Here is a 22928-nt window from a genome sequence, read left to right as displayed (position 1 = left end):
TGGTGTGATCATGAATACAGTATTGGAACGAAGCGCCCCAAGCACGTCGATCGTTCAGGGTGCCTATACCGCGTTTGTCAAGCAAGACCAGGACGAACTGGCGACTCTCCCCGATCCTCCCAGTTGCCGCGATCGTCAACTGCATCCGCTGCTGTCCGACGCGGACATCCGCAAGATGCACAAGTACGGCAGCGTCTGATGCGCTCGATGATCCTGCGTCGCGTGAGGTTGATCGAGGGCGGCAGTGGCCCGGTCATCGTCGGCAGACAGGACGAAGCTCGCGTCGTCGCGCTTCAGGAGTTTCTCGCCTGCAACTCGCACCCGCATACGGTGATCGACGCGTTCGACGACCCTGACGGCGCCGCGTGGTTGCGGCGCGTGACAAAGTCCGAAGAGGATTTGCCGCTTGTCATCTGCCCGGACGGTTCGGTGCTTCGCGCGCCTAGCGAAGCCGAACTTGCATCGCAATTGGGTTGGCTCGCGCATTTCGATGTCGAGCGCGTGTACGACGTTGCGGTGATAGGAGCTGGACCGTCAGGGCTGGCGGCGGCCGTGTACGCGGCATCCGAAGGGCTCTCAGTCGCCGTGTTCGATGCGCGCGCACCTGGCGGCCAGGCCGGTGCCAGCATGCGGATAGAAAACTATCTCGGCTTTCCCACGGGAATCACGGGACAGGCGCTTGCCGCACGGGCATTCGTCCAGGCGCAGAAATTCGGCGCGCAGATCGTCGTTCCCGCGCGTATCCGCTCGCTCGACTGTCATTGTTCGCCGATCGAGCTGGAACTGGACAACAACCGGCGCGTCAAGTGCCACACCGTCGTGATCGCCACCGGCGCGGCATATCGACGGCCCCAGATCGACGGTCTCGACCGTTTTGGGGGCCGTGGAACGTATTACTGGGCTTCTCCCGTCGAGGCCGAAATCTGCAAGGGCAAGGAAGTGATGCTGGTCGGGGGCGGCAATTCGGCAGGCCAGGCAATCGTCTATCTGGCATCGCGTGTGGCGCACGTCCATGTACTGGTTCGGAGCAGCAATCTGGAAGCCAGCATGTCGCGCTATCTGATCGAGCGGATCGGCGCCCTGTCGAATGTGACGCTGCACATGCAGACACAGGTCGCCGGCATCGCACACGAGCGTGGCTCGATCACCGCGGTGCGCAGCAAAGGGCCCGAGGGCGAGTGCGTGTTGAAGACCTCGCATCTGTTCTTCTTCACCGGCGCGACGCCCAACACAGGGTGGCTCGATAACGCTCAGGTCATGACCGACGAAAAGGGTTTCGTGCTGACCGGTAGCGTGCTTGAAGCGCGAACCGGGCTTATCCGGACTCCACTCGAAACAAGCGTGCCGGGGGTGTTTGCGATTGGCGACGTGCGGTCCGGCTCGATCAAGCGGGTTGCCGCCGCTGCAGGAGAAGGCGCGGCTGTCGTCGCCAGTATTCATGAATTTCTGGCCACAACGCGAGATAGCGCTCGCAACCTGGCAAGACATGACTGACTTAGCAACTGGAGGATTCAAATGAAACAACATGCCCTGATTGCCTACATTGCAACGGCGATGGTTGCCGCACTGTTGGCGTTGGTTTCTTCAATACCTTTATCCGCCGCTGAAGAGAACAACCTTCCCTACTCGTCCGATCCATCCGTGCGAGCCGAGCAGCAGGCGGTGTATGACGTGGTCAACCGTTATCAGGAGGCGCTCAATTCGAAGGACACCAACGCGATTGTCGGGCTGTTCGCCGACGACAGCGTGGCCGAGTGGAACGATAAGCGAACCTATACAACACATGAGCAGAAAGTAGCGGGCTATGACGCGCTCTTCAAGATTGCCAATTTCACCACCCACTTCGCCTACGATGCAATCAACGTATATGGCGATACGGCTGTCGTGCGTACGCACCATCACGTCGGGGCGGCCGTGATTGAGAACGGCAAGAAAGTGACGGACTACAACCGCGAAGTCTTCGTGCTGCGGAAAATCGACGGCACGTGGAAGATCGTTTTGTATACGTTCAACACCGACCCGAAGCAGGGAGAAGGCTAGCCAGCGCGGTTCCCGCTAGGTGAGCACGACGATCTTGCCGGCCGCGCGATTCTCTTCCATGCAGCGGTGTGCTTCGACGATCTCGTCGAGCTTGAAGAGCTTGCCCGGATTGATGCGCAAGGTGCCGGCTTCCACCAGTTGGGTGAGTTCTGCAAGCGGCATCATCATGAACTCGCTCGTGCCGCCGTCATAGGTGGTGAGAGCAACGGTGCTCGGGATCGCCTCCATCGGGCTGAACTCGGAAAACGACCAGGCGTTGCCAACCATGCCGGTCATGCACACAATGCCGCGTGGCCGCGCGCAACGCAGCGAGTCCATCAGTGTGGACGTGCCGACGAGTTCCAGCACCTTGTCGACGCCACCTGACGAGACCTCGCGGACCTGCTCCGAGATGGTGCCGATATCGATCACGACCTGGTCCGCACCGTTTTCCCGCAACAGGTCGCTGCGTGCAGGATTGCGCGTGGTCGCTATGACGACTGCGCCATGATGCTTCGCGATGGCGGCCGCCGCGAGTCCCACCGAGGTCGTGCCGCCGCGAATCAGCAGACGCTCGCCTTCGGCGAGCCGCAGCGCCTTGAAGAGCGATCCCCATGCGGTCTGCAGCATTTCCGGCATCGCCCCGAGTGTTTCCCACGGCAGCGACGATTTGAAGGGCTGCGCCTGGCTGGCAGGCACACAGGTGTACTCGGCGTAGCTGCCGTCGAACTGCCGTCCCATGCCGCCCATCGCCGTTGCAACGACGTCGCCCGGCCTGAACTCGCCACCGGGTGCGGCCTCGACGATGCCGACCGCTTCGATGCCGAGGATGCGGGGAAACGTCACGCCGGGTGACAGCCCCTGACGCGTGAATAGCTCGGAGCGGTTCAGTCCGAACGCTTTCACGCGAATCAGCACGTCGCCGCTGCGCGGCGAAGGCACCGGGCGGGTTTCGAGCTTCAATACTTCGGGGCCACCCGCTTCGTAGATCACTGCTGCTTTCATGCTTGTCATCATCGGCTCCTCAGACATCCACTGCGCCACTCAAGCCTTCGACAACTATCTTAGGTGACGCGAATGGCCGGGCAAAGCCGGCAGGTCGCGAAGCAGATTTCCATCATTGGAAGCAACACCGAGATAACCGGCCTCATCAAGCCCGCGATAACGCAATACTGGCGACATAGCAGGCCAAAGCAATACTGACGCCTGCGAAAGGCGCACTGAACCAGTAAACCTTGGCGAGCACCACAAAACTGCCAAGCATTGCCAGCCCGACAACCAGCAGGAACGGCGATCGAAACAGAAGTTCGCTGTGAGCCAATGCCAGAAAACCAAACACCAGGCCGAACAAGATAAGCCCCATGCTGTGGCTCACATTGAAGCCCATCCAGGCTCGCCACATGGTGGTTTCTTTCGAAATGACAGGTGAAATCTGGCTCATGCTGATTTGCAGCGCGGGGTCGCGGGGTGTGAGCGTTGGCCCCCAGAACGTATAGACAAGGTGAACAATTCCGAGCGCACACATAATGCTCGCACTAAGCGCCATGAGAATTTTTGCGGCCAAGATGTTCTCCCGATTGTTGGGGCCCAACGTCTGAGTTCAGCGGCGCGTGCTATGCCCGTCCGCTTCGTCGATCAATGGCGTACCGAAACTGGAAAAAGACTGACACTTAGCCGTGTTCCTGCTCCTTAACCCGCTTCCGGTGCGCTGCAACCTTGGCACGGTTACCGCAGATCGCCATGCTGCACCACCTGCGCGCGTGACCGCGCGTATGGTCGGCAAACATCAACGTGCAGCGAGGGCCTTCGCACGCCTTCACGTAGGTGAAATCCTCCTCACAGACGAGTCGCGCCAGCGCTTCGGCTATCGGCATCAGCAACGACTCCGCTGATTGCCAGCGCCGGTTCGCGCGCAGTTCGAAGGTCGTGACGCCATCCGCCGTCTTCGCGACGACTTCACCATGCTGCGCGTCCCGCTCAAGCAGTTGATTCAAAGGCTCGAGCTCGCGCAGATCTTTGGCGAGCAAGGGCCGCCCTTTCCGCTTGCGGACAAAATCCCTGAACCACTCGCGTAGTTCGCGTGCCCGCTGCGCAACCTCGTCGAGTTCAGCAGATGTGCAGCGACCCCGCATTGTCTCGAGCACCCCGGAAGGGACAAGCCCGGCCTGCCCCAGCCAGGATAGCAGGCCCTCTCCATCGGTGATCCAGTCGACCTCCTCATCAACGGGCGTCGCCACCGAGTTCAGAAAATCCAGTCCGGTCGCATCAGCGACGAATATCGCGGGGATCTGACGGTAGTCCATTTCTTATGATGAAACTGAAGTGTCGATAGCCTCATCGTAACCACTAAAAACGATCTTGACAAGTTACATAAAATCTTTGTAACCTGTAAAAACACATTAGGATAGTTACCAAAATAAACGATGTGTAAGCGTCGAAGGCAATCCCCACATCTATTCTTCAAAGGAGCGAGAAATGGCAACTGACACTGTGAGCGCGGTGCTTGTGCACGGCGCGTGGGCAGACGGCTCGAGTTGGAGCAAGGTCATCGAGCGTCTGGAGGTTCATGGCATAAGGGCAATCGCGGCGTCGCTGCCGCTCACTTCCCTGCGCGACGACGCGGCCGCGCTGGATCGAGCACTCGAGCGAATCGACGGCCCGGTGGTACTCGCCGGGCACGCCTATGCCGGCGCGGTGATCGGCTCGACGCGCGCCGAAAACGTCAAAGCTTTGGTCTACGTGGCCGCACTTGCGCCGGACGAAGGCGAAACGGTTGGCGAGGTGTTCTACCGTGGCGAAACGCACCCACTGGCGCCGAAACTGGTTCCGGACCGGCATGAGCTGATCTGGCTGCCTGACGAGGCGTTCGCCTCGGCCTTCGCGCAACACGCGGCGCCTCGGGAATTGACAGTGCTCGGTGCGGTTCAGCGGCCCATTTCCGTTTCATGCATCAGCGAGGCGGTCGGGCGTCCACTCTGGAAAGACCGTCCAAGCTGGTTCCTGATTGCCGAGCAGGATCGGATGATCAGTCGCGACACCCAGCATTTCATGGCGCAGCGGATGAACGCGCGGGTGCACTCATATCCGGTCGATCACACGCCAATCGTGACGGACCCCGACGCCGTGACCCGCGTGATAGTTGAAGCGGCGCACGCAATTTCGGCTCACTAACGATGCTGACGGCCTGTCATTTCAACAGCCGCATACCCCCTGCCATCTCCGGCAGACCACTTGATACATTGGGAAGAAAACTCATGTCCTCCATTGCCTATCGTTACGCCGACGTAGAAGGCGTCAAGATTTTCTATCGCGAAGCGGGCAACTCAAGCGCCCCAAAACTGCTGCTCCTGCACGGCTTTCCGAGTTCGAGCCACATGTTTCGCGACCTGATTCCCCGCTTGGCGGAACGTTTTCATATCGTTGCCCCGGACCTGCCCGGCTTCGGGCAGTCGGACATGCCGAGTCGCGAGGTGTTTACCTACACTTTCGACAACATCGCCAAAGTTATCGGGCGCTTCACTGAACACATCGGCTTCGATCGCTTTGCAATGTACGTTTTCGACTACGGCGCGCCCACCGGCTTTCGGCTCGCGCTCGCGCATCCCGAGCGGATCGCCGCGATCATCTCGCAGAACGGCAACGCTTACGAAGAAGGCTTGAGCGAGGGCTGGAATCCGATTCGCGCCTATTGGCACGATCCTTCCAGCGCGAATCGCGAGGCGCTTCGTGCGCTGCTCACGCACGAGACCACCGTATGGCAGTACACGCACGGCGTCGCAGATACGGCGCAGGTATCGCCAGACGGCTATTCGCTCGACGAGTTCTACCTGAACCGTCCGGGCGCCGATGAAGTCCAGCTCGATCTGTTCCGCGACTATCGAAGCAACGTTGCGCTGTATCCGGCTTTTCAGGAGTACTTCAGGACCTACCAACCACCCTTTCTTGCCGCGTGGGGAAAAAACGATCCGTTCTTTCTGCCCGCAGGGGCCGAAGCATTTCGGCGCGACTTGCCGGCTGCGGTGCTGCGCTTCTTCGACACCGGACACTTCGCGCTGGAAACCCATGCCGCAGAGATTGCAGCCGCCATTAACGAGTTCCTGAATCGCTGACAAGACGGCCATTCGCTGACACTGCATTGGAATCGCTCATTCGCCCCTCAAGGAGAAAGGAAATGTCCAGTAAAGTCGCTATCGTCACTGGTGCAAGCCAGGGAATCGGCCGTTCAACCGCCATTAGACTTGCGCGCGATTTCGGCGCGATCGTGCTGGTTGCGCGTAGCCGCGAGAATCTCGAACAGACCGCTGCCGACGTAAAAAAGGCCGGTGCAGAGCCTCTTGCAATCGACCTCGATCTGTCCGAACCGCAGGCTGCGCAGCAGGTTGTCGACCAGACTCTTGCAAGCTTCGGCCAGATCGACGCGTTGCTCAATATCGCGGGCGCCGTGCCGCAGATCGACGTGTTCGACATGACCGACGAACAATGGGAACGCGGCCTCGCGCTGAAGCTGCACGGCGCGCGGCGCTTGACAGTGGCCGCGTGGCCGTCGCTGAAGAAAACCTCAGGTTCTGTCGTGTTGATGTCGGGCAATTCGGCGCTGTTTCCCAAAGCGCCGTACGCAGCGGTCGGCACGATCAACGCGGCGATCGTGGCGCTGGCCAAAGCCTTCTCAGACCGGGGGATCGCAGACGGTGTACAGGTCAACAGTGTGCTGCCCGGCCCGGTCATGACAGGTCGGCGGCAGTCCTACCTGGAACACTGGGCGCCACTGCATAACATGACTGTCGAAGAAGCCACGGCGAAGTTTCCGCTCGAGGCGGGCATCGCGAGGTACGGCACGCCAGAGGAGATCGCCGAGCTGATGGCGTTCATCGTATCGCCCGCCGCGCATTGGATGACCGGCTCGACGCTGCGCATGGACGGCGGTGAAGTAAAGTCGATCTGAGGGCCGTTCCCCGCACTCTCTACTGCGTCACCGCCGTCAACTGCCGCAATTGTTCGAGCAGCTTGACGGCGGGGCTCGGCAGAATGCCATCACGGCGCCGGAATGCCGTGAGCGTGCGCCTGCCAACCACGCCGGGCAATTCGAGCGTATCGAAGACCCCCGCCTTGCTCTCCGTTTCGTACATCGTCGAAGCCATCCAGCTCAGGAAGCCCGAGCGCGCAACCAGACTCTTCAACACCGTGACCGAGCGCGTCTCGACCACCACGTTCGGCAAGCCGAGCCCATGCTCGGCGAACACCTGCTGCATGTGCTCGAACGGCGCGGTACCTCGCGGTGGAATCGCCCATTGCTCGTCGAGCGTGTCGGCGAGCGTCAACTTCGGCTTGCCGCGCAACGGATGATCGAGCGCCGCCACGACATAGCTGAAATCCTCCCAGCGGCAGTCTCCGATCGCGGCGATCTCATCCGTATCGGGCACGGCCATGCTGAGCGCCAGGTCGATCTCGCGGCGCACCAAGGCGTCCGCCAGACGGTCCCAGACGCCTTCGATGATTTCGACCCGCAATTTAGGCCACTTTTGGAGCACGCCGCTCACGGCGAGCGGCAACACCAGACTCGCAATGCTGCCGACCGCGCCGCAGCGGATCGTGCCGCGTGCGAGCCCGCGCATCGCGTCGATCTCCTCGCGCGCCTGCTCGGCTTCGCGCTGCAGCAGGATTGCGTGGGGCAGCAGCGCCTCGCCGACGGCGGTCAGATGCATACCGCGCGAATGGCGCTCGAATAGCGGCGCGCCGACCTGATCCTCGAGCCGGCGGATCGCCCGGCTGAGTGCGGGCTGCGTGACATGCAGCGTCTCGGCCGCGCGACCGAGACTACCGGCCGCTACGATGGTGGCAAAGGCATGCAGTTGTTGGAGATTGAAAGTCATGCCCAAAGGTAATGTCTTTTTGCCGAATAGGCAATTTCGGATTACCCCGAGCCTCGTGATAATGCCCCATCGACACAACGCGCTCAGGTAACAGGAGGTTTTCAATGACATCAACGACAAGCAGCGCGCCCCGGCAGGACAAACCGAACGGCATCGCACACGGCACGACCGTGCGCGATGCCGTGATCGACTTCGCCCGCCGCGTCGGCATGACGTCGGTCTTCGCCAACCCCGGCTCGACCGAACTGCCGATGTTCCGCGATTTCCCGGCCGATTTCCGCTATGTGCTCGGCCTGCAGGAGGCCGTCGTCGTCGGCATGGCCGATGGCTACGCGCAGGCAAGCGGCAATGCGGCGCTCGTGAACCTGCACTCGGCGGCCGGCGTCGGCAACGCGATGGGCAATATCTTCACGGCGTTCCGCAACCGAACGCCGCTCGTCATCACGGCCGGCCAGCAAGCGCGCTCGATCCTGCCGTTCGAGCCGTTCCTCGCCGCGTCGCAGGCGACCGAGCTGCCGAAGCCCTATGTGAAATGGAGCATCGAACCTGCACGCGCGCAGGACGTGCCGCTCGCGATTGCGCGTGCCTACGCGATCGCCATGCAGGAGCCTCGCGGTCCGGTGTTTGTCTCGATTCCCGTCGACGACTGGGACCAGCCCGCCGAGCTGGTGCCCGAGCGCGCGGTCGCGCACGTCACGCGGCCCGATCCGGAGATGCTCGCGCGCATCGGCGCGCTGCTCGATGCGTGTGAGCGTCCCGCGTTTGTGGTCGGTGGAGCTGTCGATCGGGCCGGCGCCGTCGAGGACGTGGTGCGTCTGGCCGAGCGTCATCGTGCACGCGTGTTCGTCGCGCCGATGACGGGGCGCTGCAGCTTCCCCGAGACGCATCCTCTGTTTGCCGGTTTCCTGCCCGCCATGCGCGAGCGCATCGTCGAGCTGCTGGGCGGCCACGATGTCGTATTCGCGCTCGGCGCACCCGCCTTCACCTATCACGTCGCGGGACACGGCCCGCACGTGCCACCCGGCGCGCAACTGTGCCAGTTGATAGACGATCCGGGCACGGCCGCATGGACGCCGCAAGGTGTGGCCGTGGTCGGCAATGTGCGGCTCGGCGTACGCGATCTGCTCGATCGGCCTGCGCCGCACGAACGCGCGCTGCCCGCCCCGCGGCCGGCGCCGCCGCGCGCGCTGCCGTCGACCGCGCCGGGCGAGCGCATGTCTGTTGCATTTGCGCTGCAGACGCTTGCCGAAGCTCGCCGCGTTGAAGACATCGTCGTCGAGGAAGCGCCGAGCGCGCGACCGGTGATGCAGACCTACCTGCCGATCGAGCGCGCGGGCGGCTTTCTCACGATGGACAGCGGCGGCCTCGGCTTTGGCATGCCGGCGGCGGTCGGTGTTGCGCTCGCGCGCCGCGGCGAACGCGTGATCGCGCTGATCGGCGACGGCTCCAGCATGTATTCGATCCAGGCGCTCTGGAGCGCAGTGCAGCACCATCTGCCCATTACATTCGTCATCCTTAACAATACGCGCTACGCGGCCTTGCAGGATTTCGCCCCGGAATTCGGCTTCGGCCCCGAGGATCCGGTTCAGGGAACCGACCTGCCGGGTCTCGACTTCGTGACGATCGCCGCCGGTATGGGCTGCCCCGGCGTGCGCGTCGGCGAGGCTGCGCAGTTGCGCGACGCGTTGCGCAGCGCGCTTGCCAGCGTTGGTCCTGCGCTCGTCGAAGTGCTCGTCGCATAACGCATCCCCTTGAGAGACAAACGATGAAGACCGTGTCAATGTTGATCGACGGCGAACAGGTAGCGGCGCGCAACGGCGCAACGTTCGAGCGCCGCAACCCGCTCGATGGAAGCGTCGCTTCGCGCGCGCCTGCCGCCTCTATCGAAGACGCCCGGGCGGCAGTAGATGCCGCCGCGCGTGCGTTCCCTGTATGGTCGGCACTCGGGCCGGGCGAACGCCGTGTCTTGCTGACGAAGGCCGCGCATGCGCTCGAAGCGAAGGCTGAGGCGTTTACTGTTGCGATGGCGGCAGAGACCGGGGCCTCGGGTCTATGGGCGGGCTTCAACGTGCATCTCGCGGCGCAAGGCTTGCTCGAAGCAGCCGCGATGACCACACAGATCGGCGGCGAGTTGATTCCTTCCGAAGTCCCCGGCAATCTGGCAATGGGCGTGCGCCAGCCGGCAGGCGTCGTGCTCGGCATTGCGCCATGGAATGCGCCGGTGATCCTCGCGGTGCGCGCGATCGCGCTGCCGCTCGCCTGCGGCAACACCGTCGTGCTGAAGGGCTCCGAGATCTGTCCGGCGACGCACGGCCTCATCGTCGAAGCGATTCAGGAGGCCGGCCTGCCGCGCGGCGCCGTGAACTTCGTGACGAATGCACCTGCGGACGCAGCGACGATCGTGGAAACGATGATCGCGCATCCGAAGGTGCGCCGCGTGAACTTCACCGGCTCGACACGGGTGGGCCGTCTGATTGCGGAGCAATGTGCGCGTCATCTCAAGCCCGCGGTACTGGAACTTGGCGGCAAGGCGCCGTTCGTCGTGCTCGACGACGCCGACCTCGACGCCGCCGTCAACGCAGCGGTGTTCGGCGCGTTCGCGAACTCCGGGCAGATCTGCATGTCGACCGAGCGGATTATCGTCGACGAGCATATCGCCAGTGCGTTTGTCGAACGCCTCGGCGCACGCGCTCGCGCCTTACCGCTCGGCGATCCGCGCAAGGGGCCGGTCGTGCTCGGCTCCGTGGTCGACATGAGCACCGTCGAGCGCTGCAACGCGCTGATCGACGATGCGCTCGCGAAGGGCGCCACGCTCGTATGCGGCGGCAAGGCCGACAGCACGCTGATGCCCGCGACGCTGCTCGATCACGTGACGCCCGAGATGCGCATCTACCACGACGAGTCGTTCGGCCCCGTCAAGGCCATCGTGCGCGTGCGCGGCGAAGAGGCCGCGATCGCCTGTGCGAACGACAATCCGTATGGGCTCTCGTCGGCCGTGTTCAGCCGCGACACGGCGCGGGCGCTAAACGTGGCGCGGCGCATCGAATCCGGCATCTGCCACATCAACGGCCCCACCGTGCACGACGAAGCGCAGATGCCGTTTGGCGGCGTCAAGGACAGCGGCTTCGGGCACTTCGGCGGCAAGGCGGGCATTGCCGAGTTCACCGAGTTGCGCTGGATCACGCTGCAAACGACGCCACGCCACTATCCGTTCTGACCGGGCACGCACGCATTGACCGCGCACGCAGGCCATGCCCAAACGACATGGCTTTTGCGCGAATCGGAAATACAGTTCGTGCGCACCGCCGCCCATACTTGCACGACGACGACAAAAGCATGCGCGCTCGACGCGCAGCAAGGAGACAACCGATGAGTCACTTCCCCCCTGCCCCAGTTGCGGGCGCCGCGCCGCTCGATGGCGCCGGCAGCGCCGCGCTCACGTACAGCGGCACGGCCGTCGATATCGGCCACGCGCTCGATGACGGTCCCTATGCGCTGCTACAGCGGATCGCGGCAGTACTCGCGGCGCTCTCGATCGTCGTCGACGGCTTCGACAGCCAGTTGATCGGCTTCGCTATTCCCGTGCTGATCAAGGAGTGGGGCATCACGCGCAACGCGTTCGCACCCGTGGTCGCGGCAGGGCTCATCGGCATGGGGATCGGCAGCGCGTTCGCGGGTCTCTTCGCCGACCGCTTCGGCCGACGCTGGGCCGTAATCGGCAGCGTGCTCGTGTTCGGCGCAGCCACCTGCGCGATCGGTCTCGCCCCGAACGTCGCCACCATCGCGGCGCTGCGCTTCGTCGCGGGCCTCGGCATCGGCGGAGCGCTGCCCACTTCCACGACGATCACTGCCGAGTTCACGCCCGCGCGTCATCGCACCTTCGCCGTCACGGCGACGATCGTGTGCGTGCCGCTCGGGGGCATGGTGGCTGGACTATTCGCGGGTCAGGTGCTACCTGCGTACGGCTGGCGCGGACTGTTCTTCGCGGGCGGCGTGCTACCCCTTCTGCTCGCCGTCGTACTGCTCGCTACCCTGCCCGAATCGCCGCGCTTTCTCGCGCGTCGCCCGCAGCGTTGGCCCGAACTCGTCCGGCTGCTGGCGCGCATGGGACGCGCGGTTCCGCCCGATGCGGCCTTCACCGACGTGCGCGAGCAACGCGCCGAACAGCACATCGGCTTCACCGCACTGTTTCGCGACGGCCGCGCACGCGACACGGCCGCGATCTGGGCGGCGTTCTTCATGTGCCTGCTCGCCGTGTACAGCGCATTCAGCTGGCTGCCGACCATGCTGACGAACGAGGGGCTGTCCGTGTCGCTCGCGGGATACGGTCTCTCCGCCTACAACCTCGGCGGCGTGATCGGCGCACTCGTCTGCGCGCTGGCCATCTCGCGCTATGGTTCGCGCTGGCCGCTGCTGCTGTGCTGCGCGGGCGGTGCGGTGAGCGCGTGGATCATGCTCGGCGTTGGCGCGACCCAGCACACCGCGTTGCTGATCGTTGGCCTCGGGCTGCACGGCCTGTTCGTCAACGCGGTCCAGTCGACCATGTACGCGCTGTGCGCCTTTGTCTATCCGACCGGCGTGCGGGCGACCGGCACCGCCTCGGCACTCGCATTCGGCCGCATCGGCGCGATCCTCAGCGCGTTCGCCGGCGCGCTCGTGATCACGGCGGCCGGCGCGTCGGGCTATCTGCTGATGCTCGGCGCCGCGATGGCGCTAGTGCTGCTCGCGCTCGCTGTGGTGCGCCGGCACATTCCCGGGAGAACAAAAGCGTCGCGCCGCTAACGACCAAGATGGCCCCAGGTGAAGACGCCAGCGCCTTCACCTGGGAAGCTACCGTCGCGGACCCGATGCATCTCTGACTTCGCGGGCTTCTCGTATGTCCGGCAAGCTTTATCACACGCTTAGTATTACTACTCAATTGTAAATTCACCGGTCCGTCCTCAAACGGATCGATAACACGACCGGACGATGTCATCGCATCGAAACCGGCGCCACAGGAGATCACGGAAAGCATGAAACTTCGAATCGCAGCAGGACTCGCGCTCGCGGGCATGAGCGCCACGACATGGGCGCAGAGCAGCGTCACACTGTATGGCATCGTCGATACCGGCATCGAATACGTCTCGCACGTGGACGCGGCCGGCGACAGCGTGGTGCGCATGCCCGGCATCACCGGCGAAATGCCTTCACGCTGGGGCGTGCGTGGCAACGAGGACCTGGGTGGCGGCGTCGCGGCGATCTTCGCGCTCGAAAGCGGCTTCAATATGCGCAGTGGCACATTGAACCAGGGCGGCCGCCTGTTCGGGCGTCAGGCATGGGTGGGCCTCAGCAGCCCATACGGCAACCTCACCTTCGGCCGCCAATACACCATGACGTACTGGGCCATCGCCGACGCAGATCTGCTGGGTCCCGACATCTACGGTGGCACCGCTTCGTTCGACCAGTATCTGCCGAGCGCGCGCAGCGACAACACGGTCGTCTACAAGGGCAGCTATGCGGGCTTCACGCTCGGCGCGACGTGGTCGTTCGGGCGCGATTCCACCGGCACCGGCAACTCGCCGGGCCAAGGCACGTGCGCGGGACCGGTGCCGGGCAGCGCGCAGACCTGCCGCGAATGGTCGGCGATGCTGCGCTACGACCGCAACGGCTATGGTGTAGCCGCGGCTTACGATCAGCAGAATGGCGGTGCGGGCGCGGCGGCCAACCTCTATGACGGCACGCCGACCTTCGCTCTGACGAATTCCGGCGACACCGACGTGCGCATGCAACTGAACGGCTATGCCCACATCGGCGATCTGCGCATTGGCGGCGGCTGGCTTGGCCGCCGGGTGGACACGGTCTCGCCCACCACCCCCAACGTGCACTCGGACCAGTTCTATCTCACAAGCTCATATCCGGTCACACCGGCGTTCACCGTGGATGGCGGCGTGTATCACATCGTCAACGCCCAGGACGATACGCGAGGCACGATCGCCGCGCTACGCACGACCTACCAGTTGTCGAAGCAATCGGCGGTCTATCTGCAAGGCGCGTATCTGTGGAATAGCGCGAAGGCTGCATATACGGTGAGCCAGGGCGGTGGTGGCACCACACCTGGGCTGGGCATGGGCCAGCTCGGCGTCATGGCGGGCATCCGGCACAGCTTCTGAACGGTGGCGCGCTCCTCACCCCTAAATGCGCCTGAACGCATCTGACTGCGCTTGCGCGAGCCGCACATGGCTCGCGCAAGGCTGCAGCCAGGCCGCCGGAGACCGATCACGAACACCGACCATGGTGTATTCAACCAGCAGGATCGAGTTCTTGGTCACAATGCCCATCAACATGACCAGTCCTATCATTGCAGGCACGCTGAGTTCGCTGCGCGTAATGAGCAGCGCAATAAACGCACCTCTCTCTACAAAACCCGCCTTGCTCGCCGCTCCGCATCCGCAAACATCTCGCGCAGCCGCTCTCGCTCGTCGCCGGTCAGATGTGAAGCCGCAGCAGGCATCGCCAGCACCAGTTGCAGCGAGAGCTCGCCGCGCAAGCCGTTGCGATCCGTCAGCCCATGCCGGGGAAGACGGATCGTGCTGCCCGCGTGCGCGTTCGGCGCAATCGTGATTGGCAGCGTGCGCCCCAGTATCTGCGCTTCAAAGATGCCGCCGAGCGTGGCCGTGACGAAATCCACCTGAATTTCGCAAGCGAGATTCAACCCGTTGCGACGAAAGGCCGAATCGCACACGATCACGACCGAGAAGATCGCATCCCCCGGCGGCCCACCATTCGGCCCGGGATGCCCCCCGCTTTCGACGACCAGGCGCTGGCCGTCCCACGCCCCTGCGGGGACCTTGACGCTCTCTGACTTCCGGTAGGTCGCGATACCGGCACCGAGACACGTTGGACAGCGGTCCCCGGCCAGCGGACGACCGGTTCCCGCACAAGCGCTGCAGCGCGTGCCGGAGACCGACTGACCGCTGCCGTAGCAGCGCGCGCACTCCGAGCCTCTGTCCTGACATTGGCGACACGGCCCGCTCACCGCATAGCACGCTTCGACCTCGCCGCCATAGATTGCGGATTCGAGCGGCACGAAAAGTTCGACCAGACAGTTCGCGCCGCGCATCGGCGGTCCGCCGCGGCGCTCGCGCGACGGGGCCTCCTTGTCGCGGTCCTCGGCAGCCTCCGGCGCCGGGCTGAACACTGGCGGCTTACGCTTGCCTGTCAGGATCTCGAACGCCTCCTGAATACGCTTGAACGCCGGTTCGACGTTTGATTCGCGCCCCTTATTGCGGTCCGGGTGATACTTCGCTCTCAGCCGTCGATAGGCGCGTTTGACGTCTGCCGGTGACGCCGTGCCCGGCAGATCTAGTCGCCTGTAGTATTCCTCGAGGCTCACCCGTTTTCCCCGCTTTCTTTCTGGAAGCGCAAGTCTATCAAGACTGCAGTGACAGGATTGTTGTCCATGAAGGAAGTCACACGATCGCACATAAGATTTTCTATCGCCTCGGACAAGGAATCGTCGATAGTCGACGAGGCGGAAACACCGAATAATCGTGCCTCGCGCGTCTGCCTGGACGGGTCCAGGCAGACGCATTATAAATTTGAAGGATCGAAAATTGAACTTGAGAGCCACGACCCTGTTGGTCACAACTATCCTGGCGTGTACGGCACCGGCCGCGAGCCGCGCCGCCGATGATCCGCAGGACAAGATCAGAAGTGTCGTGACGCAGGTCGTACAGCCGGTGATGGCGCACTACGGCATTCCCGGCATGGCTGTGGGCGTGATCGTTGGCGGCAAGAGCTACGTGTTGAACTACGGCGTAGCGTCAACGAAAACCAGAACACCGGTTACCAACACCACCTTGTTCGAACTCGGCTCGGTCAGCAAGACCTTCACGGCGACGCTCGCATCCGAGGCGCAGGTGAGCGGTCATTTGTCTTTGTCAGACCCGGCGGACAAGTACCTGCCGTCTCTGCAAAATAGCGAATTCGGCAAGGTCTCGCTCGTTGCGCTCGGCACGCACACTGCCGGCGGGCTGCCCCTGCAGGTGCCGGACAACGTCCACACCCCGGATCAGTTGACGCAGTATTTCAAGGAGTGGCGGCCCACTTACGCACCAGGGACTTACCGGACCTACTCCAATCTCAGCATCGGCACACTCGGGGTGATCACGGCGCGCAGCATGGGGCAGGATTTTAGCGAGCTGATGGAGCAGCGCCTGTTTCCGGCGCTTGGCATGAACAGCAGTTACATCAAGATTCCGGCTGCCCGGTTGAACGACTACGCCCAAGGCTATACAACGGAAGGTGCTCCGATCAGGGTGGCGCCCGGGCTGCTGTCTTCGGAAGCGTACGGCATCAAAACGACGGCTGCCGACATGGTCCGCTTTATCGAAGCCAACATGGGCCTGATCCCTCTGGACCAGAAACTCCAGCGTGCGATCACGGACACCCACACGGGCTACTTCAAGGCAGGTGTAATGACCCAGGACCTGATATGGGAGCAATATCCGTATCCGGTTACGTTGAAGAAGCTATTGGACGGAAACTCGTCGGCGATGATCTTCAACGCAACGCCAGTCACGGCAATCGTGCCGCCGCAGGCGCCACAAAAGGACGCCTGGATCAACAAGACCGGTTCGACCAACGGCTTCGGGGCTTACGTCGCGTACGTTCCGGGTCAGCGAGTGGGGATCGTCATACTCGCCAACAAGAACTTCCCCATCGATGAACGCGTAACCGCTGCATACCGGATTCTCACCACACTGACCGACGGCCAGCATTGAACAGGCTCACACCGATGAAAAGCTATCGCTACATCCTCCTTACCCTGCTGGTCCTCGTGAGCCTTCAATCGGCTAAGGCTACCGACAACGCGCCAGCCGCCAAGGACACCGTCGTATTGCAACGGGTTCCCGTTCCGGGGACGAGTCGCCAACTGGCGATGGGCATTGCCGAATTTCCACCCAACGCATCCAAGCCGCGGCACAAGGCGGCGGGACCCGAGGTCGCTTATGTGCTCGAGGGAGAGGTAACGGTGCAGATCGACGGTCAACCCACAAGAGTGGTTCATGCAGGCGAAAGCTACCGGATGCCGGCGAACGTCGTTCACGTCACCACGGCTGGACCCGCGGGTGCGAAGGTGATTGCGTCCTGGGCATGGATACCGGGCACGCGGTTCAATACGCTTGTACCGAACTGACCTGAGCCGATACTTGATGGTGGTTGCGCCGTACCGGCGCAACCACCATCAGGTCGCAGGGCGACGCAAAAACGCCCGTAGCAGGCCGAAGCCAATCATGACCGAGCCACTCACGCGATTAAACCAGCGAAATCCTCGCGAGCCATTTGCCAGCGTCCCAAGACGGCTTCCGATCACGGCGTAGATGGCAATCGCCACCAGCTCGAGCAATAGAAACGTCGAGCCAAGCACCGTGAAGCTCCTGGCATACGCAGATCGATCCACAAACTGCGGGAAAAACGCGGTAAAGACCAGAATCGCCTTGGGATTTCCAGCAGCAACAAGAAATTCCTGTTTCGCGAGCTGACGCCATTTCGCAGATGTGCGACCGCCCTTGGCCTCTTCAGACGCGCGCGATGCCACTCCCGTTGGACCTCAGTGCATGGCCGGTATGCCAGGCGTCCACTCCGAATCGTTACAATGGCCGCGATGAACCCCTCGCCCAACCGCATCCAGTACCAACCATGCTGACCTCCTACTACTGGAGTGACGACGCCATCCGCAGCCGATGCGTAAGCGACGTCGTGCTATCGGACACGCTCGACATCGCCCCGCCCCCTGCCCGCCTGCTTGCAGATTGGCAAAGGGAGACTTCGTCAAACCTGGCTCTCGAGCCCGGCGACGTCGAAGTCATGCCTTTGGCACGAGCACAGTTTCGCTGGCCGGACTACCCGCGCTGCGTGCAGGCAGCATCCGACTGGACGGGCGCGCTTGGACTGCCCGGGGTGCTTGCCGCCAGTGACGTAGCCCTGATGGCTTGCCGCGGCGCGCGGTACCACCATGACGGCGAGCGATATGGCGGCGCGGCCTTCTGCAACCTCTTCCTGAGCGAGGACAGGGGACTGGACCTGCATTTTCCGTCGCTGGACCGTCGCATTCCGCTGAGGCGGGGAACGGCGGTGGTGTTCGACACTGGTCAGCCGCACGGTGTGATTCGGCGCGGCAGTAGCGGTTTTAATGTGGCCGACTTCGCGCCGGACGAGGATTGGATCCAGATTTTCCTGACCTGGGAGCTGCCCATCGAAGATGCCCGCGTTGGGGACGCACTTAGGGTTACCTTCGACGTCGACCCTTCGACCTCCTCACAACTGGATGAGGAGCACGTCTTGTTGAACGGCGAACGAGTCATTGTGTGCCCAGACTCGGGTCGTTGGCGCCAGGCTGAGTAATCAGGGTCGTCGCCAACCGCCTGTATGATGGCGGACTGGCGCCCAACCGAAAGCCTACGCAAACGATCCGCGCAAATCGCGCACCGCCTGCTGCCGCTACGCGGCGCCAACGCATCCATTCACGATGAACCAGAGGAAGACCGCCATGACGGCCGCAACGCAATTCGATCAGGTTTCCGTTATCAAACGAGCCAACGTCTATTTCGACGGCAAGTGTGTCTCGCACACCGTTCTCTTCGCCGATGGCACGCGCAAGACCCTAGGCGTGATCTTGCCGGGCACGCTCAACTTCGGCACCGACGCGCCGGAACTCATGGAGGTGCAGGCCGGCCAATGCCGCATCCGCCTCGATGGTAGTGATGAGTGGAAGACGTATGGCGCGGGCGAGTCGTTCTCCGTGCCCGGCAAGAGCCGCTTCGATATCGATGTGGTCGAAACGCTCGACTACGTCTGCAGCTATCTGTAAAGACGGACGGGCGCCCGGCGCCCGATGCTGCCAGTCTCCGTGCCTGACCGGATATCGATGGTGGAACCAGCCGGCAGCATGGGGTTTCTGGCGCAGGTTCTCCAGCAATAGAGACGGCAAGCCGCTGCAAAGCTCTGCTATTGCGAAGAAGGCGACGCGGCCTCCCCAGAGGTCGCTTGAGACGACCTCATCGCGTCGCATCCTTCCCGATCAAACAGCGCTGCCATTCCACAAGTCGACGGATACATGCGCGAGCTGCTATGTCCGACACCTGGCACTTCGAGAACGCGCTGGCTAAAATGCCCTTCGTCTTGCGACCGCAGATAAGCGACGTAATTTAGCCCGCGCGATAAACGCGTTGGCCCTTCGGCCTCAGCTCCGCACGAACGGTCCAGTTCTGCGTGGTTCGGATCGTTATCGTCCATGCCGAAGAGGTACACAATGTCGCTCGCCAGATAGCGCTTCTCAAGTTCGGATGGCGAAACTGGCTGCTCCACATAAGGCGGCAGACCGCCACTCAAGCCATATTCCCAGCGATTGAATTTCGCGCACGACGATTCGCTGGTAGTAACCGGCCGCTGCGTATCGAAGTACAAATAGGAAGACGGGTTGGCCACCACATAACGGATAGCGATCCCGCGCGCCAGCAGCGGCGCCTGCCCATGACCGACCGCCGCATATCGCTGGACCAACTGGCCGCCTGCCGAATGCCCGGCGAGCACGACTTGCTTGAGCGCCGGGAAAAGTGTCCTGTCGGCGAGTCGCGCGAAGATGGTGTCGATCACGCTGAACGAACTGATCGGTGCCGGCCCGTGCGCATCGTAACCGGTCTTCCACCCATCTGTTCCCCAGTGCAGCATGTCGGCTGGCAACTGATGGGCCTTGATATCCGCCGCGACCAGGAACTGCGGCGTGATGATGATGGCATCCTGCGCGGCCGGGCCTGCCTTGATCGCGGCGCGCTCGCCCGAAGTCAGATCGCGTCGAACCCAGCCGTGAATGACGATGACGGCGCGCGTCACGTCAGGCTGGGGTGTGGACCAGTCGCGCGATACATGAATCGGAACAACACCTCTGCCCGCAGCCGTAATGATCTCCAGACAGCCGTCCTGAATGACGGGAACCGGCGTGCGTACCAACGGATATTTTCCAGGCGCAACGGAGGCGCCGGTATCGCTCGCTGGCGCGGCATCCTCGGCGAACGCTGGGACGATATGAAGCACAACGGCGAACAGAATCGCCGATAGCATACTGATATGGAATACGAACGACTTCATTATCCCTCCCCTTGTTCCGCGGAATGTGTGAGCAAGCCACGCCAGAGCGCACGCAATTCGGCCTCGCCGGGCGCACCCGTCGCCTGAGTTCGCACTGCTGTGTGGACCAGCACCAGGCCGGATTGCGGATCGACGAAGATACGTTGGCCATAGACACCCTCTAGCGCGAACGCTCCGCGTGAGCCGGGCATCAACCAGATTTGATATCCATATCCGCCGGGATGCCGCCCCTTGTCGAACGCAAGGAAGGAGCCAGGAGCCGCTGGCTTCGTCGCATCCAGTATCCATTGGCGGGGAATGATCTGCTTGCCGTTGAATGCGCCGCCATGGGCTAGAAGCAGCCCAAAGCGGGCATAGTCGCGCAAGGTCGCGTTTAAGCAGCACGAGGCCACTTCCTGCCCGGTGTTGTCCGTCACCCAGCGGGCATCGGCTTCGGCGCCCATCGGCTGCCAGATACGGGTCTGGAGATAGTCGGATAGCGTCGTGCCAGTCGCACGAGACACGATGAGCCCCAGCACTTCGGTATTAAGGCTGGCGTAGTTAAAGACTGTATCCGGCGCGGCAACCCGGGTATTGAACTGTTTGACCGCCGCGACCGGCCCAGGCCCTTTGGTCGAGAGCAACGAGCGGTGCAGTGTCGTGTTGTCGTCCGTATCGGTGTAGTTCTGCGAGAAGCCGATTCCGGACGCCATATGCAGCAACGCGCGGATCGAAACCGAGCCGATTTCACTGCCTCGAAGTTCGGGCACATACGCCTGGGCCGGGTCGTCGATTGAGCGGATCTTGTGCTCGTACAGTGCGATACCGACCAGCATCGAGACGAACGTCTTGGCCATGGACTCGGACATGAGCCGGTCGTGGTCGGTGCGTTCGTATTGGTACTGTTCGAACAATATCGTGTCGTCGCGAGCGATCAACAGGCCAGTCGTCGGATTTCGTGACAGGTAATCACGCAGCGAGAAGGTCTGATTCTGGTAGCTGTAAGTGAAGTCGAGCGCTTGCCCGGAGCGGTTCAGTTTCGACGGACTTGAAGCTTTGGCAATCAAGTTGGACGGGTAAAAACTATCGTAGTGGGTGTAATTCCCCACTTGATAAGCTTGGCGCCTTAGCGGGAGTCCAACTGGGTAGCCGAGCTTCGCGCCGTATGCATCCGCATCTGGGCCGGCATTCGAAAATACCGGACCAGCAGTTGCCGGAAGTGCACCGTCCGCTAAAGCAACGGCGCTGCTCAACGCAACCGCAGCGCTGACAAGCGCGTGAAGATACGCTCCCCAACCCCGGGCGGTCTCGCGCCCCCCTGAACTACGTCTCGTCGCTGGCATTGTTTGTCTCGCAGGCGGTCTTAGCCTTTCTTTAACGCCGCTCGAATAGAAATCCGTCGCGGATCTGCGAAATTTTTTTATTCCAATCTCGCCTTGGGATTGACGGAATAATCGACCTCGGTGCTCCCTGTTGCCAGCACATGTCCGCTCATCGCGCCAAGCAGTTCCGCTCTGGTGAACGTCCTCGACAGCCGGAGCCGGTCGACATCCAGCGCGTACACCGTCACCTGGTAACGATGGGCACGCTCGTCGTTCCACGGAGGGCACGGGCCCATATATCCACCGTACGGTCCATCCTTCATGAATGCCGCGAAGCCGTTCTGGCCTCTGAGGCCATATGCCGTCTGTTCAAGCGGCAAACCGCCGTGGAGGCGCCCCTCGCCATCCTCGGCTTCGGCGAGCGTAGTCCGATCCTTGGGAATATTGGCCAATATCCAGTGAACAAACTCCATGCGCGGCGCATCGACTGCGATGCTTGTTCCCACCTTGTTCAATGTTGAAAGGTCACGTGGCACGTCGAGATCGACCATGGTCAGCGCATATGATTTCGTGCCGGCTGGTCCTGCCGACCATTTCAACGGGAGGCTCCTGTTCGCGCCCGGCATCGTACCGCCGGCGCTTGAGGTCACGCAGGAAGCGTTCGCCGGCGCGAGTTCCTGGCGAGATGCTTGCGACGTCACCTCGACTTGCAGCGCGTCGGAGGACGCCAAGGCGCTGATCGTGGAGAAGGTTGAGATGGCCGCTGCCGCACAGAGCCGTACCGTGTTGTTCATCTTCGTTCTGGCCAAATTGTCATGACGACAATTTACCGACATGATCGACCAGAACGTGCACTCGAACGCTCAAAGATTGCCCTGATCTGCTCAGCTATTGCGAGGCCGCAGGAGAGCGAGAAAAATTCGGCTTTCGCCGCGGCCGTTCCACTCCAGTTACCTGCTCAAGCGCTACGGTAGCTCGTCCGAAATCGTGCGGGGGTCTGCGCCTTCGATATGCCGGAAGCGCTCAACGAATCGTCGAGGCGAGCGATAGCCAGATGCCAGCGCTGCATCGCGAAGCGATACGCGCTCTGCCTTGAGCATTGCCGCCGCCGCGGTCATTCGCTCTTTGGCGAGCAACGCGCGCAACGATTGGCCCTCATACGTCAGTTTGCGCCTGAGGGTGGCGTTGCTCGTGCCCAGCTCCGCCGATAGCAGCTCGGCGGTCCAGGGATGATCCGGCCGCCAGCGCACGAGCTCGCGGACCGCCTCCGTCATTGACTGCGTTCCGGCCAGCGGACGTAGCGGCAGCACGCCTCGCATGCCAAGTATCAGCAGGACCTCCATGATTCGATGGTCGGCGAGGATGGAAGGGATCGATTCGCTGGCGATGCCGTCAGCCGCATGGTGGATGGCCCCGATCAGCAACGAATCGAGCGGCACTTCGACGTTCCATGCACGCGACGGCGCCCGCCATTCGGGGTGAGCACGGTGCGCACCGAGTACGAGCCTCCGAAAAATCGAGCATCAGTGCCCGATAAAAACCGGCGCGGCGATCCGGCTGGTTGACGACGTCGCCGCGCCATCCAGCCGGAAACACAATCGCGTGGTCG

27 protein-coding genes are annotated in these 22928 nt (G+C 62.6%); 16 read left to right on the top strand and 11 right to left on the bottom strand.

Going from position 1 to position 22928, the window contains the following annotated elements:
• Positions 1 to 10: 10 nt before the first annotated feature.
• From BLQ92_RS39255 to BLQ92_RS07800, 3 genes are read left to right on the top strand one after another with little or no spacing between them, the layout of a single operon-like run.
• Entirely contained in the window at positions 11 to 199 is a 189-nt protein-coding gene (locus BLQ92_RS39255) for a hypothetical protein (protein ID WP_143016530.1), read from the top strand.
• Positions 199 to 1494 carry an NAD(P)/FAD-dependent oxidoreductase gene (locus tag BLQ92_RS07805; protein WP_090683179.1) on the top strand — a complete coding sequence of 432 codons (1296 nt, stop codon included), beginning with the start codon at positions 199 to 201 and terminating at the stop codon, positions 1492 to 1494. The genes BLQ92_RS39255 and BLQ92_RS07805 overlap by 1 nt, the downstream gene beginning before the upstream one ends.
• A 21-nt stretch (positions 1495 to 1515) precedes the next feature.
• A complete protein-coding gene (locus tag BLQ92_RS07800; RefSeq protein ID WP_244106421.1) occupies positions 1516 to 2040 on the top strand; it encodes a YybH family protein in 525 nt (174 codons plus the stop codon).
• 15 nt (positions 2041 to 2055) lie between these two features.
• Here the strand turns inward: BLQ92_RS07800 and BLQ92_RS07795 are convergent, their stop codons facing one another.
• From BLQ92_RS07795 to BLQ92_RS07785, 3 genes are all read right to left on the bottom strand, one after another.
• Positions 2056 to 3033: a zinc-binding alcohol dehydrogenase family protein gene (locus BLQ92_RS07795; RefSeq protein ID WP_090683177.1), complete on the bottom strand. Its 978-nt coding sequence runs from the start codon at positions 3031 to 3033 to the stop codon at positions 2056 to 2058.
• 136 nt (positions 3034 to 3169) lie between these two features.
• On the bottom strand, positions 3170 to 3583 hold the full coding sequence (locus BLQ92_RS07790) for an LIC_13387 family protein (protein ID WP_090683990.1): 414 nt from the start codon (positions 3581 to 3583) through the stop codon (positions 3170 to 3172).
• 106 nt (positions 3584 to 3689) lie between these two features.
• Entirely contained in the window at positions 3690 to 4322 is a 633-nt protein-coding gene (locus BLQ92_RS07785) for a CGNR zinc finger domain-containing protein (RefSeq protein ID WP_090683175.1), read from the bottom strand.
• A 172-nt stretch (positions 4323 to 4494) separates the two neighbouring features.
• Between BLQ92_RS07785 and BLQ92_RS07780 the strand changes: the two genes are divergently transcribed.
• From BLQ92_RS07780 to BLQ92_RS07770, 3 genes are all read left to right on the top strand, one after another.
• A complete protein-coding gene (locus tag BLQ92_RS07780) occupies positions 4495 to 5190 on the top strand; it encodes an alpha/beta fold hydrolase (protein WP_090683174.1) in 696 nt (231 codons plus the stop codon).
• Positions 5191 to 5273: 83 nt separating this feature from the next.
• Positions 5274 to 6128: an alpha/beta fold hydrolase gene (locus BLQ92_RS07775; protein WP_090683172.1), complete on the top strand. Its 855-nt coding sequence runs from the start codon at positions 5274 to 5276 to the stop codon at positions 6126 to 6128.
• Between the two features lie 62 nt (positions 6129 to 6190).
• On the top strand, positions 6191 to 6961 hold the full coding sequence (locus BLQ92_RS07770; protein ID WP_090683170.1) for an SDR family oxidoreductase: 771 nt from the start codon (positions 6191 to 6193) through the stop codon (positions 6959 to 6961).
• A gap of 19 nt (positions 6962 to 6980) precedes the next feature.
• Here the strand turns inward: BLQ92_RS07770 and BLQ92_RS07765 are convergent, their stop codons facing one another.
• Positions 6981 to 7889 carry a LysR family transcriptional regulator gene (locus tag BLQ92_RS07765; RefSeq protein WP_090683168.1) on the bottom strand — a complete coding sequence of 303 codons (909 nt, stop codon included), beginning with the start codon at positions 7887 to 7889 and terminating at the stop codon, positions 6981 to 6983.
• 104 nt (positions 7890 to 7993) lie between these two features.
• Between BLQ92_RS07765 and mdlC the strand changes: the two genes are divergently transcribed.
• From mdlC to BLQ92_RS07745, 4 genes are all read left to right on the top strand, one after another.
• A complete protein-coding gene (mdlC, locus tag BLQ92_RS07760) occupies positions 7994 to 9631 on the top strand; it encodes a benzoylformate decarboxylase (protein ID WP_090683166.1) in 1638 nt (545 codons plus the stop codon).
• A 23-nt stretch (positions 9632 to 9654) separates the two neighbouring features.
• Entirely contained in the window at positions 9655 to 11106 is a 1452-nt protein-coding gene (locus BLQ92_RS07755; RefSeq protein ID WP_090683165.1) for an aldehyde dehydrogenase, read from the top strand.
• Between the two features lie 152 nt (positions 11107 to 11258).
• Positions 11259 to 12671, top strand: coding sequence for an MFS transporter (locus BLQ92_RS07750; protein ID WP_090683163.1), 1413 nt, complete (start codon positions 11259 to 11261; stop codon positions 12669 to 12671).
• 230 nt (positions 12672 to 12901) lie between these two features.
• Positions 12902 to 14038, top strand: a complete 1137-nt coding sequence (locus tag BLQ92_RS07745; RefSeq protein WP_090683161.1) for a porin — start codon at positions 12902 to 12904, stop codon at positions 14036 to 14038.
• Between the two features lie 21 nt (positions 14039 to 14059).
• On the opposite strand, the gene BLQ92_RS39250 is transcribed toward BLQ92_RS07745, so the two are convergent.
• Both BLQ92_RS39250 and BLQ92_RS07740 read right to left on the bottom strand, forming a co-directional pair.
• Positions 14060 to 14269, bottom strand: coding sequence for an efflux RND transporter permease subunit (locus BLQ92_RS39250; protein WP_143016529.1), 210 nt, complete (start codon positions 14267 to 14269; stop codon positions 14060 to 14062).
• A 14-nt stretch (positions 14270 to 14283) separates the two neighbouring features.
• Positions 14284 to 15261, bottom strand: a complete 978-nt coding sequence (locus tag BLQ92_RS07740; protein ID WP_175772831.1) for a DnaJ C-terminal domain-containing protein — start codon at positions 15259 to 15261, stop codon at positions 14284 to 14286.
• A gap of 66 nt (positions 15262 to 15327) precedes the next feature.
• Between BLQ92_RS07740 and BLQ92_RS39875 the strand changes: the two genes are divergently transcribed.
• The 3 genes from BLQ92_RS39875 to BLQ92_RS07730 are packed head-to-tail and all read left to right on the top strand — an operon-like array spanning position 15328 to position 17067.
• On the top strand, positions 15328 to 15561 hold the full coding sequence (locus tag BLQ92_RS39875; protein WP_176860730.1) for a hypothetical protein: 234 nt from the start codon (positions 15328 to 15330) through the stop codon (positions 15559 to 15561).
• Entirely contained in the window at positions 15467 to 16651 is a 1185-nt protein-coding gene (ampC, locus tag BLQ92_RS07735; RefSeq protein WP_090683158.1) for a class C beta-lactamase, read from the top strand. The genes BLQ92_RS39875 and ampC overlap by 95 nt, the downstream gene beginning before the upstream one ends.
• Before the next feature lie 14 nt (positions 16652 to 16665).
• Positions 16666 to 17067: a cupin domain-containing protein gene (locus tag BLQ92_RS07730; protein WP_090683156.1), complete on the top strand. Its 402-nt coding sequence runs from the start codon at positions 16666 to 16668 to the stop codon at positions 17065 to 17067.
• A gap of 48 nt (positions 17068 to 17115) precedes the next feature.
• On the opposite strand, the gene BLQ92_RS07725 is transcribed toward BLQ92_RS07730, so the two are convergent.
• On the bottom strand, positions 17116 to 17469 hold the full coding sequence (locus tag BLQ92_RS07725) for a LysE family translocator (protein WP_090683155.1): 354 nt from the start codon (positions 17467 to 17469) through the stop codon (positions 17116 to 17118).
• A gap of 101 nt (positions 17470 to 17570) precedes the next feature.
• Between BLQ92_RS07725 and BLQ92_RS07720 the strand changes: the two genes are divergently transcribed.
• On the top strand, positions 17571 to 18275 hold the full coding sequence (locus tag BLQ92_RS07720; protein WP_090683153.1) for a hypothetical protein: 705 nt from the start codon (positions 17571 to 17573) through the stop codon (positions 18273 to 18275).
• Between the two features lie 145 nt (positions 18276 to 18420).
• A complete protein-coding gene (gene ppnP, locus BLQ92_RS07715) occupies positions 18421 to 18741 on the top strand; it encodes a pyrimidine/purine nucleoside phosphorylase (protein ID WP_035500356.1) in 321 nt (106 codons plus the stop codon).
• A 137-nt stretch (positions 18742 to 18878) separates the two neighbouring features.
• Here the strand turns inward: ppnP and BLQ92_RS07710 are convergent, their stop codons facing one another.
• From BLQ92_RS07710 to BLQ92_RS07700, 3 genes are all read right to left on the bottom strand, one after another.
• Positions 18879 to 20018 carry an alpha/beta hydrolase gene (locus tag BLQ92_RS07710; RefSeq protein WP_175772830.1) on the bottom strand — a complete coding sequence of 380 codons (1140 nt, stop codon included), beginning with the start codon at positions 20016 to 20018 and terminating at the stop codon, positions 18879 to 18881.
• Positions 20018 to 21250 (bottom strand): serine hydrolase domain-containing protein, encoded by a 1233-nt coding sequence (locus BLQ92_RS07705; protein WP_175772829.1) that lies wholly within the window; start codon positions 21248 to 21250, stop codon positions 20018 to 20020. The genes BLQ92_RS07710 and BLQ92_RS07705 overlap by 1 nt, the downstream gene beginning before the upstream one ends.
• A 167-nt stretch (positions 21251 to 21417) precedes the next feature.
• Positions 21418 to 21945 carry a YbhB/YbcL family Raf kinase inhibitor-like protein gene (locus tag BLQ92_RS07700; protein ID WP_244106425.1) on the bottom strand — a complete coding sequence of 176 codons (528 nt, stop codon included), beginning with the start codon at positions 21943 to 21945 and terminating at the stop codon, positions 21418 to 21420.
• On the opposite strand from BLQ92_RS07700, the gene BLQ92_RS40590 reads away from it, so the two are divergent.
• Positions 21869 to 22138, top strand: coding sequence for a hypothetical protein (locus tag BLQ92_RS40590; RefSeq protein ID WP_244106427.1), 270 nt, complete (start codon positions 21869 to 21871; stop codon positions 22136 to 22138). The genes BLQ92_RS07700 and BLQ92_RS40590 overlap by 77 nt on opposite strands.
• Positions 22139 to 22284: 146 nt before the next feature.
• Here the strand turns inward: BLQ92_RS40590 and BLQ92_RS07695 are convergent, their stop codons facing one another.
• Positions 22285 to 22758, bottom strand: a complete 474-nt coding sequence (locus BLQ92_RS07695) for a helix-turn-helix domain-containing protein (protein WP_090683149.1) — start codon at positions 22756 to 22758, stop codon at positions 22285 to 22287.
• Between the last annotated feature and the right edge of the window lie 170 nt (positions 22759 to 22928).

The organism is Paraburkholderia phenazinium (assembly GCF_900100735.1).
Classification (GTDB): Bacteria; Pseudomonadota; Gammaproteobacteria; order Burkholderiales; family Burkholderiaceae; genus Paraburkholderia; species Paraburkholderia phenazinia.
This window is presented reverse-complemented; position numbering and strand designations above follow the sequence as displayed.

What these genes read in the sequence shown, in the direction of transcription:
- BLQ92_RS39255 (WP_143016530.1), top strand. Translation starts at nt 11, where the DNA reads ATGAATACAGTATTGGAACGAAGCGCCCCAAGCACGTCGATCGTTCAG.
- BLQ92_RS07805 (WP_090683179.1), top strand. Translation starts at nt 199, where the DNA reads ATGCGCTCGATGATCCTGCGTCGCGTGAGGTTGATCGAGGGCGGCAGT.
- BLQ92_RS07800 (WP_244106421.1), top strand. Translation starts at nt 1,516, where the DNA reads ATGAAACAACATGCCCTGATTGCCTACATTGCAACGGCGATGGTTGCC.
- BLQ92_RS07795 (WP_090683177.1), bottom strand. Translation starts at nt 3,033, where the DNA reads ATGACAAGCATGAAAGCAGCAGTGATCTACGAAGCGGGTGGCCCCGAA.
- BLQ92_RS07785 (WP_090683175.1), bottom strand. Translation starts at nt 4,322, where the DNA reads ATGGACTACCGTCAGATCCCCGCGATATTCGTCGCTGATGCGACCGGA.
- BLQ92_RS07780 (WP_090683174.1), top strand. Translation starts at nt 4,495, where the DNA reads ATGGCAACTGACACTGTGAGCGCGGTGCTTGTGCACGGCGCGTGGGCA.
- BLQ92_RS07775 (WP_090683172.1), top strand. Translation starts at nt 5,274, where the DNA reads ATGTCCTCCATTGCCTATCGTTACGCCGACGTAGAAGGCGTCAAGATT.
- BLQ92_RS07770 (WP_090683170.1), top strand. Translation starts at nt 6,191, where the DNA reads ATGTCCAGTAAAGTCGCTATCGTCACTGGTGCAAGCCAGGGAATCGGC.
- BLQ92_RS07765 (WP_090683168.1), bottom strand. Translation starts at nt 7,889, where the DNA reads ATGACTTTCAATCTCCAACAACTGCATGCCTTTGCCACCATCGTAGCG.
- mdlC (WP_090683166.1), top strand. Translation starts at nt 7,994, where the DNA reads ATGACATCAACGACAAGCAGCGCGCCCCGGCAGGACAAACCGAACGGC.
- BLQ92_RS07755 (WP_090683165.1), top strand. Translation starts at nt 9,655, where the DNA reads ATGAAGACCGTGTCAATGTTGATCGACGGCGAACAGGTAGCGGCGCGC.
- BLQ92_RS07750 (WP_090683163.1), top strand. Translation starts at nt 11,259, where the DNA reads ATGAGTCACTTCCCCCCTGCCCCAGTTGCGGGCGCCGCGCCGCTCGAT.
- BLQ92_RS07745 (WP_090683161.1), top strand. Translation starts at nt 12,902, where the DNA reads ATGAAACTTCGAATCGCAGCAGGACTCGCGCTCGCGGGCATGAGCGCC.
- BLQ92_RS39875 (WP_176860730.1), top strand. Translation starts at nt 15,328, where the DNA reads ATGAAGGAAGTCACACGATCGCACATAAGATTTTCTATCGCCTCGGAC.
- BLQ92_RS07730 (WP_090683156.1), top strand. Translation starts at nt 16,666, where the DNA reads ATGAAAAGCTATCGCTACATCCTCCTTACCCTGCTGGTCCTCGTGAGC.
- BLQ92_RS07720 (WP_090683153.1), top strand. Translation starts at nt 17,571, where the DNA reads ATGCTGACCTCCTACTACTGGAGTGACGACGCCATCCGCAGCCGATGC.
- ppnP (WP_035500356.1), top strand. Translation starts at nt 18,421, where the DNA reads ATGACGGCCGCAACGCAATTCGATCAGGTTTCCGTTATCAAACGAGCC.
- BLQ92_RS07710 (WP_175772830.1), bottom strand. Translation starts at nt 20,018, where the DNA reads ATGAAGTCGTTCGTATTCCATATCAGTATGCTATCGGCGATTCTGTTC.
- BLQ92_RS40590 (WP_244106427.1), top strand. Translation starts at nt 21,869, where the DNA reads ATGGTCAGCGCATATGATTTCGTGCCGGCTGGTCCTGCCGACCATTTC.
- BLQ92_RS07700 (WP_244106425.1), bottom strand. Translation starts at nt 21,945, where the DNA reads ATGCCGGGCGCGAACAGGAGCCTCCCGTTGAAATGGTCGGCAGGACCA.